The 12943-nt window shown below is 70.1% G+C and carries 8 protein-coding genes; all 8 read right to left on the bottom strand.

The annotated features are described in order from the left end of the window. Positions 1 to 24: 24 nt before the first annotated feature. Positions 25 to 561 (bottom strand): A24 family peptidase, encoded by a 537-nt coding sequence (locus KY572_RS38355; protein WP_224248685.1) that lies wholly within the window; start codon positions 559 to 561, stop codon positions 25 to 27. 103 nt (positions 562 to 664) lie between these two features. Further along, positions 665 to 1570: an FHA domain-containing protein gene (locus KY572_RS38350; RefSeq protein WP_224248684.1), complete on the bottom strand. Its 906-nt coding sequence runs from the start codon at positions 1568 to 1570 to the stop codon at positions 665 to 667. A gap of 63 nt (positions 1571 to 1633) precedes the next feature. Then, positions 1634 to 3775 (bottom strand): hypothetical protein, encoded by a 2142-nt coding sequence (locus KY572_RS38345; protein ID WP_224248683.1) that lies wholly within the window; start codon positions 3773 to 3775, stop codon positions 1634 to 1636. Continuing rightward, positions 3772 to 5178, bottom strand: a complete 1407-nt coding sequence (locus KY572_RS38340) for a YncE family protein (RefSeq protein WP_224248682.1) — start codon at positions 5176 to 5178, stop codon at positions 3772 to 3774. The genes KY572_RS38345 and KY572_RS38340 overlap by 4 nt, the downstream gene beginning before the upstream one ends. 90 nt (positions 5179 to 5268) lie before the next feature. After that, the gene (gene glyS / locus KY572_RS38335) at positions 5269 to 7374 is read right to left on the bottom strand and encodes a glycine--tRNA ligase subunit beta (protein WP_224248681.1); all 2106 of its coding nucleotides are present in this window, start codon (positions 7372 to 7374) and stop codon (positions 5269 to 5271) included. After that, positions 7364 to 8356: a glycine--tRNA ligase subunit alpha gene (gene glyQ, locus KY572_RS38330; RefSeq protein WP_224248680.1), complete on the bottom strand. Its 993-nt coding sequence runs from the start codon at positions 8354 to 8356 to the stop codon at positions 7364 to 7366. The genes glyS and glyQ overlap by 11 nt, the downstream gene beginning before the upstream one ends. Positions 8357 to 8445: 89 nt before the next feature. Further along, positions 8446 to 10698, bottom strand: coding sequence for a serine/threonine-protein kinase (locus KY572_RS38325; protein WP_224248679.1), 2253 nt, complete (start codon positions 10696 to 10698; stop codon positions 8446 to 8448). Positions 10699 to 11019: 321 nt separating this feature from the next. Further along, positions 11020 to 12918 carry a serine/threonine-protein kinase gene (locus tag KY572_RS38320; RefSeq protein WP_224248678.1) on the bottom strand — a complete coding sequence of 633 codons (1899 nt, stop codon included), beginning with the start codon at positions 12916 to 12918 and terminating at the stop codon, positions 11020 to 11022. Positions 12919 to 12943 lie beyond the last annotated feature (25 nt).

The raw sequence follows: 12943 nt of genomic DNA, 5'->3' as shown, positions 1-12943 counted from the left end.
TCCCCTCTGCGCGTCGAAGCCGAGCTAACTCGAGTTGGATTGCTGCCACCACATGGCCCAGAACGTCCCCAGGGCGATGGCCACCCCATAGGGAATGTGCCGCTGCGTCACGGGCGCGGTGTCCGCGCGCAGCAGTCGGGCCCGTACCGCCCACCGTCTCCCCGCGGCGGCGAGCGTGTCCCAGACTTCACCCTTCCAGATGATCGTCACCACGGCCTGGAAGGCGCCCGCCAGGGAGATGAAGGCCCCAGCCGCCATCACCGCGGGGAAGCCGAGCACCGCCCCCACCCCGCCCATCAACTTCACGTCACCCCACCCCATCTTCCCCCGCAGCGCCCCGGGCAACAGCAGCGCCGCCAGCCCCACCCCCGACACCAGCCCGCTGATCAGCCCCTTCTCCAGATCCCCCACCCCATCACTCCACAGGCGCACCCCGAGCGCGATACCCATCAAGGGGTATGTGATGACATCGAGGATCCGCTGGCGAAGGACATCCGTCACCACCGAGATCACCAGGGCCACTCCCAGGACTGTCCACAGCACGGTCTGAACAGGGGTCATCCGAAGCCCGGCCGACTCGCGACCGGGCTCCCGGAATAAAGCAGGGAGCCCCTCAGTCCGTCAATTGGCGAACATCCCGAGGGCCCGGAAGGCCCCGATCCGTTCAGCGCAGGACGAGGCGGATCTTCTCGCTGCAGATGAAGTACTCGTCCCCGTCCTCCACCTTGCGGCGCTTGATGCGCTGCTTGTTGAACCAGGTGCCGTTGGACGAGCCCAGGTCCTCGATGAAGAACTCGTTGCCCTCGCGGAGGATCACCGCGTGCTCACGGGAGACCTTGCCGGAGTTGATCACGAAGTCGCAGTGCTTGCCGCGGCCGATGACGAAGCGCTCGTTGACGATCTTCTGCTGATCGCCACCCTCGGTGATGAGGAAGAGCGAGGTGCCCTCCTCCTCCTCGGGCGGGGCCTCGTCCTCCATGTGCTCGTCCTCGTCCGGAGGCGGCTCCTCGTCCTGCATGTCCTGCAGGCCGGAGTCCTCGGGCACGTCGGGCGGCACCGAGTCGTCCTCGACGGAGTCGTCGTCCACCGGCTGGGGCGGCTCGTTCTTGCCCTTGATGAGGCGCTCGAGCTCGGCGGCCGTCTCCAGCACGCGCTCGGCCACCTCGCGGCGCACCGGATCATTGTCCAGGGCGTTGGCGGAGGGGCGATCATCCACCGGGCGCGGCGGCTGCCGCGAGGGCGGCTCGTCGCGGACCGGCGCGGGGCGGGAGGGACCAGGAGCGGCCGAGAGCACCGGCGGGCCGGACTTGCCCACCGAGGGCGAGGCCGACGAGGGGCGCACGGGCGCCGGCGGCGAGGCGGCGGGCACCACGTTGAGCGGCGCCGGGGCCTCGGCGCGGGCGGGCTTGCCCACCTCGATGAACCCGTTGAGCCGCGCGAACATGAAGAGCGCCTGGTTGATGAGCGCGTCGCGGTCCGAGCCCATCTGCTGGGCCATCTCTTCAAACGTCTCCCACAGGTGGTCGGCGATTCCAACCTTGCGAGCGGGGCGGGAGTTCTGGTCAATCATCGTTGTCGACTCGGAAAGTCTGAGAGGTGGGAAACGATAGCAGAGGCCCCCTGTCCCGCCCAGTTACTCGAAGGGCACCAGACCTCTGATGTTTGCAGTGTTGTCTACCAGGCCTTCAAGGGAGACCTGGAGAATGCCATCCGCCGAGGGATAGGCAATATAGGCGAAATCCACGTCTCCTACCCGTGTATGCACCACGGGCCCGGGGAGCCGGTAGGCCGCCAGCCCGGACGTCACCGAAGAGGTGTCCACGTCCGCGGAGTAGGACAGCAGCCCCGACTCGCTCGACACGATGAGCTGATCCCCTCGCGTCAGAGCGAGCTCGCCCGCATTGGCCACGTTCAGGTAGGCGCTGACGGTGCTGAAGGCCGGGTCCTCCGTCTGGCCCGCCGGGCGGAAGTAGTAGCCGCCGGGAATGGGGAAGGAGGAATCCGTCAGCGGCATGCGCCCCAGGTAGCCCCTGGCGTCGCTGTACACCACCAGCGGATATTGTGCGCCTCCTCGAACAGTGAACCGGGTCGGGCTGGCACAGTCGGCCGGCAGGGGGCCCGTCGTGAGAACGCCTCGCTGGCGGCCGTCAGGCAGGGGATCGACGCGGGTGGCGGCCACGGAGAGCTCGGTGGCGCAGGCCTCCTCCCCGGTGGTCAGCGAGAGGATGTCGCCCGGGCGCACCATGGGCAGCTCTCCCCCACTGCCGGTCAGCACGGCCTCGGGGTCCACGAAGAAGGAGCAGCCGCTCTCCGAGCACTGCGCCGTGCTCTCCGAGAAGATCCGCCCCGAGAGGCCCTGGAGGCCGCCCTCGTAGAGGACGCGGAAGGTGTCGTCGCGGGTGGCCCCCTCCTTCACGGTGAGGTTGATGAACAGCGAGGCGGAGCGCCCGGCGAGCGCCTCGTCCTTGCTCGCCCCGGTGATGTCCACGACCGCGTTGTTGGACTGCCCGGCGGCGCCGTTGGTCAGCACGTTGCCGCCGGACTCGGTGTAGATGTTGAGATCGAACGAGCGCAGCTTCGCCCCATCGAAGATGTTGATCCGCCCATCCGAGGCCGGGACGATGCCAACCAGCGGACGGCGCTGGATCTGCACCGTGGTGCCGCAGCGGATGCGCACATCGGCATCGGCCGCGAGCGTCAAGCCGGTGGGCAGCGCCTGCCCCACGCGGATGGGGAGCATGGGCTGGCCCGAGAAGTCCACGGCCCGCGCCCCCGTGGCGGCATCCACCGCGAGGATGCCCGAGCAGGCCTCCTGATCGGCCTGCTGGCAGACGCTCTCGTCCAGCGCACCGAAGACGTACGTCCCGGCGAGGAGCGGACTCTTCTGCCTCGAGTCCGGCTGGGCCCGGGGAGGCAGCGTGTCGTCGAGGTCGCAGAACCGCGTCTCGTCCTCCGGATTGTCTGGATTCAGCAGGTCGAGGCGCAGATCCGACACCACCGGGTGCGTGGCCAGCAGGCGCACGGGCCCGCCGAACTGGTACTCGGCAATCTCCGCGCCGGTCGTCACGTCCAGCCGGAACGTCCGGTCTCCCCGGGCCGCGGTGGGTGACGTCTTCCGCGTGGCCACGACGATGTGCTCCTCGGCGGCGGTGGACGGCAGCACGAGCAGCGCGGTCACCGCCTCATCGGTCAGCGCCGCCGCGAGCGGCATCTCCGTGCCCCGGAGCGACGCGCTGTCCATGCCCTGGAGCAGCTCGGGTCCCGGCAGCTCCAGCCGGAAGAGCCTGGAGCCCGTCTCGGACTGCGTGGCGTAGTAGAGGACGCTGTTGCCACCCTCCTGCCGCGGGCCGCGGGCCGCGAAGGCCGTGACGAACCCGAGCCCATCCAGGCGCATCACCTCCTTGAACCACGCCGGGTCCGCCGCGACGACGGAGAGGTCCTCGGTGCCGGCGCTGCGCGCGTAGACATAGGGGCCGGTGGCCAGCTTGCCCTCCGCGTCGTAGCGGACGTCTCGCGCCAGGTAGAGCGGCCGACGGAGCACCGGGATGGAGAGCGGCTCCAGCGGGTTGGGCGCCCGGACCCAGTCACGCGGGCTGGCCGCGAGGTCCAGGACGCGCAGCTCGTTGCGGTCCGCCGAGGTGACGAAGACGTAGCTGCCGACGGAGGTGAGATCATACGTCCCGGACAGGCCCGCGGCCGTCTGGGTCGTCTGCGACTCGGAGCACCCGCTGAGGAGCCCCACGCCGAGCGCGAGGCGGAGGAGTAGACGCTTCAAGGCTCGGTCTCCTGCTGGCACGTGGAGGTCCCCTGCTTCACGTCGCGTCCCTGGCGCTTACCGAGGTAGGCCACCAGGCGCGCCTCCTGCGGCCGTGTGATGTTGGGGATGTCGATCACGGCGACCCGCCCGTCGCCGAAGTTCGTCACATAGAGGCGGGCGGCGCCCGTGGCGCGCTGATCCAGGGCGAGGCCGTAGGGCTGGCGGCCGACGTCGCCCACCTGCCGGACGATCTGGCCCAGCTTCGTGTCGTAGAGCACCAGCACGCCCTGCGTCCGGGTGGTGGCGGTGCAGGTGACGGCGATGAGCTCGTCGCCCGGGGGGCCGCGGCGAAGCACCTGGATGGCGCTGGCCCCGTCCGGCAGCGGCACGGCGTTCACCACCAGGAACCGCGGGCGGGCCGCGCTGGCGTTCTCGACGTCCACGATGAGCAGCGTGTCCGGCGCCCGGGCCAGGATGTAGAGGCGATCCCGGTCCCCGCCGAGCGGGACGCGCACCAGGTCGCGCGCCTCGAGCGTCCGGTAGACGTCGCTCAGGCCCGTATCCAGGATGCGGCTGGTGTCGGTGCGGTCGATCAGGCGCAGCAAGAAGGAGGCGAACTGCGTGGCCTGGCCCGCCACGAAGGAGCGGCCCGTGGCGTACACGTAGCGGTCCCCGATGGCCGTCGCGTGCGCGCCGCCCACCGCGAGCCCTCCCGCGCCCAGCGGGATGAAGTCCTCCGACGTGACGCTCAGCTCCTCCGCGCCGGCGTTGGGGACGCGGACCAGATAGGTCTCGAAGTTCTGCGCCGTGCGAGCGGGCGAGTCCGCGGCCTCGATGTGCGTCACCCACAGCTCGGGCTGGCCGCCCGTCTCGTTCACGGTCACCCCGATGGGCGCCGGGGCGCGCGGCAGGTCCTCCACCGAGCCGGGGATGTTCCGCGTCAGCGACAGCGCTCCGATGACGCAGTTCTTCCCCAGGCCGTTGACGCACTCCAGGGTCGTCTTGCCCTGGATGTTGATGGCGTGCAGGAAGTTCTCCTCGGCGCGTGTGGGCACGAAGAGACGCGGCGTGCCACCGGGCGGGTTCCACAGGGCCAGCTGCCCCGCGAAGCTCTCGATCTGCACGGTGTCCTCGGGCGTCACCTGGAGGTCGGTGACCTCCACCGGCCCGGCCTGGCCCACGGGAGCGCCGATCTCGGGCAGCCCCAGGTCATCCAGGTCGAGCGCCAGCACCGCGCCCGTGTCGAAGCACTTGTCGAAGTTGGCGCTCGCCACGTACAGCGCGCCGTTCGGGGAGCCATCCACCTGCCGGTGGACGATGCCGCTGGGGTAGACGAAACGGTCGATGGGCGGGGGCTGCGGCGTGGTTTCCGCGGCACACCCCGCCCAGACCAGTGCGGAGATGAGAATGAGGGGGCGCATTCGAGGGGGGCGGAGTGTAGGAACCACCCCTTCCCCGAGCAACTACAAAGCAACCCCCCTATTCCGCAGCCGTCAGCCCGCCCGCCCTCCTCAGGCGGCGGCCTCGGCCTGGATCTTCGAGAAGTCGGCCACCTGGTTGAACAGGGCGCCGATCTCGACGAGGAAGCGGACGCGGTTCTCGCGCAATTCCTTGTCGTCCGCCATCACCGTCACCTTGTCGAAGAAGGTGTCCACCGCGGGCTTCAGGCTGGTGATCTCCTTGAGGGCGCCGGAGAAGTCATCCACCTTGAGGTAGTCGGCCACCTTGCCGCGCGCCTGGGTGAAGGCGGCGTGCAGGTTGCGCTCGGGATCGTCGCGGAACTTGTCGGGGTTGGCCTGGCCCTTGGCCACGTCCTTGCCCTGCTTCTCGACGATGTTGACCACGCGCTTGAAGGCCACGGCCAGCGGGGTGAAGTCCGCGCGGCCCACCAGCCCGCTGAGCGCCTCCAGCCGCTTGCGCGCGGCCACCAGGTCGTCGAAGCCCACCGCGAGCACCGCCTCCACCACGTCCGTCCGGTAGCCCTCCGACCAGAGCGCCTTGAGGCGGCCGCGGAAGAACTCCAGCACCTGCTCGCGCGGAGCGGGCTCGCCGGCCTTGCGCTTGAGGTCGCGGATCTTCGGCTCCAGCAGCTTGAGCGCCTCGTCCACGGCCGCGGACAGCGAGAAGCGGTAGCCGCGCCCGAGCACCAGGTTGATGACGGCCAGGCACGCGCGGCGCAGGCCGAACGGGTCCGCCGCGCCGGTGGGCGCCTTGCCGATGGCGAAGATGCCGCACAGCGTGTCCAGGCGGTCCGCCAGGCCGATGAGCGCGCCCGGATCCTGCGTGGGCAGCGAGTCGTTCGCGTTGCGCGGCAGGTAGTGCTCGAAGATGGCCAGGGCCACGGCCTCGGGCTCGCCGGCGGCGCGGGCGTACTCGCGGCCCATCACCCCCTGCAGCTCGGGGAACTCGCCCACCATGCCGGTGACGAGGTCCGCCTTGGCCAGCGTGGCCGCCTGCTCGATGGTGGAGCGGTGCTCGGCCTTGCCCGTCCGCTCCGCCAGGAACACGGCGAGCGCCCGGAACCGGTCCACCTTCTCGGCGTAGCTGCCGAGCTGCCCCTGCCACACCACGCGGGCCAGCTTCGGCACGCGCTCGATGAGGGGCGTGCGGCGGTCCTCGTCGAAGAAGAAGCGACCGTCCGACAGGCGGGAGCGCAGCACGCGCTCGTAGCCGCGCAGGGACAGCTTCTCGTCGCGCACCGGGGTGTTGGACACGGCGATGAACTTCGGCAGCAGCTTGCCCTTGGCGTCCGTGAGGGAGAAGTAGCGCTGGTGGCTCTTCATCTCCTGCACGAGCACCTCGGGCGGCAGGTCCAGGTGCCGCTCCTCGAAGGTGCCCACCACGGGGTTGGGCAGCTCCACCAGGTTGGTCACCTGATCCACCAGGGACTCGTCCTCCAGGAGCTGGCCGCCGGTGGCCCTGGCCGCCGCGCGGATCTTCTCCACCAGCAGGGCCTTGCGCTTGGAGATGTCCGCCACCACGTGCGCCTTCTCCAGCGCCGCCTCGTAGTCCGCCGGGCGGGTCAGCTCGATGGCGCCCGGAGCCAGGAAGCGGTGGCCGTGCGTGGTGCGGCCGCTCTTCACGTCGCCGAACACCACGGGCAGCACGTCCGAGCCCAGCAGCACCACCATCCACTGCACCGGGCGGGCGAACGCCATGTCCACGTCACCCCAGCGCATGGACTTGCGGAAGTTGATGCCGTGGACCGCCGCGTGCGCCGCCTCCGCGAGGATCTCGGGGGCCGGGCGGCCCTTCTCCTGCACCTTGGCGGACAGGTACTCGCCCTTGGGCGTCTGGGTGCGGCCCAGCTCGCTCACCGGCAGCTTCAGCGACTCGGCGAACTTCGTCGCGGCCACCGTGGGCTTGCCCTCCTTGTCGAAGGCGGCCTTGGCGCTGGGGCCCAGCTTCTCGGTGGTGATGTCCTCGCCGGAGTCCGCCACGTCCCTCACCAGGACGGCCAGGCGCCGCGGCGTACCGAAGAGGCGCACCTCGCCGTGCTTGAGGCGGGCTGCGGCCATGCGCTCGGTGAGCACGCGCTGCAGATCCTCCAGCGCGGGGATGATGAAGGACGCGGGGATCTCCTCGGCGCCCACCTCGAGCAGCAGATCACGCGCCACGGGCCACCTCCGCCTTCTCCGCCTTCTCCACCGGCTTGTTGAGCTTCACGTGGTTCCAGTAGTCGCTGGCGGGCTTGCCCTCGAGCACCGGGGGCTGCTCGCCCACCGTCCACGCCGTCTTCAGCATCGGGAAGCCCAGGCGCTCGCGCATCTGGAGGTACCCTTCCGCGCACAGGCGGGCGTTGTCGCGCACGCGCTTGATGAAGTTGGCGCGCTCGGTCACCGAGATGGCGCCGCGCGCGTCCAGCAGGTTGAAGGAGTGCGAGCACTTGAGCGCGTAGTCATACGCGGGCAGCGGCAGCTGGCGCTCGATGAGGCGCTTGCACTCCTTCTCGTACGAGTCGAAGAGCGCGAAGAGCATCTGCGGATCCGACTCGTGGAGGGAGTACTTGCTCATCTCCACCTCGTTGGGGTGGAACACCTCGCGGTACTTCACGCCCTTGACCCACTCGAGATCGAACACGTTCTCCACGTTCTGCAGGTACATGCAGAGCCGCTCGAGCCCGTAGGTGAGCTCCGCGGAGACGGGGCGGCACTCGAAGCCGCCGCACTGCTGGAAGTAGGTGAACTGCGTCACCTCCATCCCGTCGCACCACACCTCCCAGCCCAGGCCCCAGGCGCCCAGCGTGGGAGACTCCCAGTCGTCCTCGACGAAGCGGATGTCGTGCTCGCGCGGATCGATGCCCACGGCGCGGATGGACTCCAGGTAGAGCTCCTGCACGTTCTTGGGCGCGGGCTTGAGGATGACCTGGAACTGGTGGTGCTGGAACAGGCGGTTGGGGTTCTCGCCGAAGCGACCATCCGCCGGGCGACGCGACGGCTGGACGTAGGCCACGTTCCAGGGCTCGGGACCGAGCGCGCGAAGAAAGGTGGTGGGGGCCATGGTACCGGCGCCTACTTCGAGATCGTACGGCTGGGCGATGATGCACCCTTGGCGGGCCCAGTGGTTCTGGAGCGTGAGGATCAGGTCCTGGAAGTACATGGTCTGAGCGCCCTGCGAGGCCTTCGCGAAGGCGAAGGCAAAGACGCGCGGACCCTAGTGAGGGGGTCCAGGACCGTCAAGGACGACAGTCACTGGGTGTACATCGGGAGGTCCGAAACCGTAATCGTGTACTTGTTGTCCTTGGCGACGACGACAGGAGCGGAGAAGAGCCGACTGTTGCCATCTGAATCCAGGATGCGCAGCCGGTACGTGCCAGCCTGGAGAGGGACCTTCATCAGCGGGGTGGTGCCCAGCAGCGTGTTGCCGTCGAACACCGCCGCCCGAGGCACGGTGTAGAGGGTGAGCAGACCGATCCCGGCCTTCTTCATCTTGCGGGGATCCTTGGTGTCCACCACCACGGCCTCGCCGTCGGGATCCACCTCCAGCGTGGTGTTGGGCTCCTGCGCCAGCTGGGCCTGGAGATCCTGGGGGTGCGGCGACGAGGTGCCCGCCGGGTTCGCGGCCGCCGTGGGCGTCGTCTCCTCGGGCTTCTGCGTCGCCTTCGTCTTGGAGGTGCCCGTCCTGGGCGGGGTCTGCCCGGCCTTGGCGATCGCGCTCCCCTGCTTCGCGGTGCCCTTGGAGTCCGCGGCCTTGGTGTCCTCCGAAGCGGGCTCCGGCGGAGCGGGCTCCGGCGGCGTGGGCTCGGTGGGCGTGGGCTCGGTGGGCGTGGGCTCGGCCTTGACCGTCTCGGTGGGAGCCTCCTGAGGAGGAGGCTGCTCCAGCGGGTTCGGCGGTCGCGGCTTCTGCGGAGGCGGCCACGTCTGCGTGTCCGGCGGGGGCGGAGGCGGCTCGAGCTCCAGCTCGGTCTTCACCCACGCCACGGCGGACTCATAGCCGGGCCTGAGCATGGCGCGGACGGGCTCGAGGTAGAGCAGCCCGCCGATGGCGCCGAAGAAGGCCAGGAGGAAGAGCCGGCTGCCCCAGCTCGACTTGCCGCTCTCCTCGTCCTGGGTGGCGACCGGAGTCTCACGGGGCGTACTGGTCCGAGAGGGCCGGCCCGGCAGGGAGCCTCCCGCGCGCGGTGCCGGGCGAGGAGGTGGACGCATCGCCTTGTGCGAAGGCTGCGTCGAGATGGTGTCCACGCCCTCGTCCGCCTCGACTTCCTGAGGAGGCGGCTCCGGCGTCTCCGTGCGGGCGGAGATCCGCGGCCGGGAGCCTCGGGGCGTGGAAGGCACGACGGACTGCGAGGGGTTGCTCGCGGGCTTGCGCGGACGAGCGCCGGCCGCGCTGGGGCGGGGAATCGGCGCCGGAGTGGGCACCGAGCGAGGCTTGGGGGTCCGCTTCACCTGCGCGGTGGGCACGTGGTCGCTGGGCTCGTCCTGGAGGGCGCCGGCGGCCTCGCTGATGCGGGCGTCATCGCGGCTGGCGTACTCCAGGAGCGCGCGCGTCTTCTGGCGCTTCTCCGCGAAGTACTCCTCCATGAGCCCGGCCATCCGCTCCTCGTCGAAGAGCTCGGAGCCCATCGCGGCCTCGATGGCCTTGGCGAACTCGCGCCCGGTGGCGAAGCGCTTCGCCTTGTCCCGAGTGAGCGCCTTCATCACCACGGCCTCGAGCGCCGCGGGCACCGCCGGGTTGATCGAGCGCGGGGGCGGAATCTCCCCCTCGGCGATCTGCATCATCATCGCGGCGTCGCCGGGGGCGTTGAACAGCCGCTGACCGCACAGCATCTCGTGCAGCAGCACGCCGGCGGAGAACAAGTCGCTGCGCCCGTCGAGCTCGTGGCCGCGCACCTGCTCGGGGGACATGTACCCGCCCGTCCCCTTCACCATGCCCACCGCCGTGCGGCCCAGGCGACCCTTGGCCTTGGCGATGCCGAAGTCGATCACCTTCACCCCGCCGTCATAGGTGACCATGACGTTGCGCGGGGACATGTCGCGGTGCACCACCGCGACGGAGCGACCCGTGGGGTCGACGAAGTGGTGGGCGTAGTGCAGGCCCAGGCAGACATCACGGATCACGCGGGCCGCGAAGCCGGGGGGCACCGGCTGATCGCGCTTGTCCGCGGCCTTCATGAGCTGCTCGAGGTTCTGGCCGGCGAGGAACTCCATGGCGAGGTACAGCTCGCCGTCCTCTTCCCCGAGATCGAACACCTGGCCGATGTTCGCGTGCGAGAAGGCCGCGGTGATGCGGGCCTCGTCGAGGAACATCTTCACGAACTCGTCGGTCTTGACGTCCGGCAGGATCTGCTTGAGCGCGACGAACTTGCGGAAGCCGCCCGGCCCCGAGGTGAAGGCCAGGAACAACTCCGCCATGCCCCCCACGGAGAGCCGTGTGAGGATCTGATACTTGCTGATGCGACGCCCACGGTCGGGATCGTCCGCGGGGGCTCCCTGAATCGCCATGCGAGGCCCCCATGCTAACCGCGTCTCCGCATCGCGTCACGGGGTTGGTCGTCCCGTCCCCGCCAGCCGGTGACTACCGCGGCTCCTCCGTTGTGGACGGAGGAGAAATCTCCAGCGGCTGGATGGACGGATCCACCTCCGCCGGGCCAACGGAGGTGTCCGAAGGCTCGGCTGTCTCCTCGGCGGGCTCCGGCGTTTCGCGCCCCTCGGGTTTCCCCCGGATCGCGGGACTCTTCCCGGGCTGGGCTGCCGGCGGGTCCTGAGGTGTACCCGCCTCCTCCGAGGCGTCCGAAGCGGTCTCCGAAGGCTCCTGCGTCGCGGTCACCTTGGGCTTCGCCGCCGCCGCCTTCCGGGGGGGGCCGTCCGGGAAGGCGCCGCGGAGGGCTCCGACTTCTCGGGGGTCACCGTCTCGGGGGCGGCATTCGCGGCCTTCTCCGCGGGCTCAGCCGGTGCGCTCTCCTCCGCGGGAGGCGGCGGCTCATAGGCATCCGGTGACGGCGGCGTGGGGGTGGGCGTGGGCGCGGTCTCCGGGGGACCGGGCACCGCCTTGGGCTCCGAGGATCGCTCGGCGGCCCACTGCCCCGCGGACGAGAACAAGGAGCCGATGCGGCTCCTCAAGGCCTCGGGCATGAAGAGCACCGCGAGGCCCACCAGCACGATGGCGGCGACGAGCCAGAGCCCACGCCTCGAGGGGCGGTTGAGGCCCTGCAGCGCGCGGGAGACGCGCGACACGCGGGAGACCTCCGACAGCTCCGAGATCTCCGGCTCCTCCTCGCGAGGTTTGGGGGCCGCGGGCACCGGGGGCTCGGCGGGGCCGAGCGTGAACACGCCCATCCTCGGATTGCGCCGGCTCTCGCGCACCTCCGGCTCGGGGGTGGAGGGGCGCTCGGCCTGCATCCCGGGGACGGGGCCGATCTGGGTGGGCGCGTCCTCCTCGAAGAGGACCGCCTTGCGGGCCGAGGAGTCCGGGAGCGGCCGGGCCGGGGCTGGAAACGGCCGGGCCTTGGGAGGGCCCGAGGACGGCTCGCTTCCGGAGACCGACTTGCGAGGCGGCGGAGGACGCGGGGCGGGCGTCGCGGGGCGCGGGGCGGCGGGGCGAGGCGACTCCGCGAAGGGAAACGCCTTCATGGGCGCCGTGGGGACGACGTCGCTGATCTCGTCGGTCTCGGAGCTGGTGCCGTCGAGCGTCTTCTCGTCCCGGAGCGCCTCGACGACCTTGCTGACGCGCTCGTCGTCGTGGCTGGCGTAGTCCAGCAGCGCGAGCGTCTTCAGGCGCTTTTCGGCGAAGAGCGCCTGCATGAGCTCGGCGACGGACTCCTCGTCGAAGACCTGGGGCCCCATCGCCGTCTCGATGGCCTTGGCGAACTCGCGCCCGGTGGCGAAGCGCTTCGCCGGCTCCTTCGCGAGCGCCTTCATCACCACCGCATCGAGCGCCTCGGGCACGTCAGGGTTGCTGGCGCGCGGCGGGGCGATGTCCGCGTTGGCGATCTGCCGCATCATCGCGTCTTCGTCGGTGGTGTCGAACAGCCGCTGGCCGCACAGCATCTCGTGCAGCAGCACGCCGGCGGTGAACAAGTCACTGCGCCCGTCGAGCTCCTGGCCTCGGACCTGCTCGGGGGACATGTAGCCGCTGGTGCCCTTCACCATGCCCACGTGGGTGCGGGCGATGCGGCCCTTGGCCTTGGCGATGCCGAAGTCGATCACCTTCACCACGCCGTCGTAGGTGATCATGACGTTGCGCGGGGCCATGTCGCGGTGGACGACGGCGACCTTGCGGCCGGAGGGCGCGGTGAAGTGGTGGGCGTAGTGCAGGCCCAGGCAGACGTCGCGGGCCACCCGAGCCGCGAAGCCGATGGGCAGCGGGCGCACGTAGCTGGCCGCCATCATGACCTGCTCGAGGTTCTGGCCGGGCAGGAACTCCATGGCCAGGTACAGCTCGTCCTCTTCCAGGCCGAGATCGAACACCTGACCGATGTTCGGATGGGAGAAGGCCGCGGTGATGCGGGCCTCATCCAGGAACATCTTCACGAACTCGTCCGTCTTGACGTCCGGGAGGATCTGCTTGAGCGCGACGAACTTGCGGAAGCCTCCCGGCCCCGAGGTGAACGCGAGGAAGAGCTCCGCCATGCCCCCGACGGACAGACGGGTGATGATCTCGTACTTTCCGATTCTCCGGCCGCGGTAGGGATCAACCCCGGGGGAAGCCGCCTGTCTGGGCATGAACGGCCGTGCATGCTAGCGGCGC

Source organism: Hyalangium gracile, from assembly GCF_020103725.1.
Classification (GTDB): domain Bacteria; phylum Myxococcota; class Myxococcia; order Myxococcales; family Myxococcaceae; genus Hyalangium; species Hyalangium gracile.
Note: the sequence above shows the minus strand (reverse complement) of the source record. Positions and strands in the feature narration are given on the sequence as shown.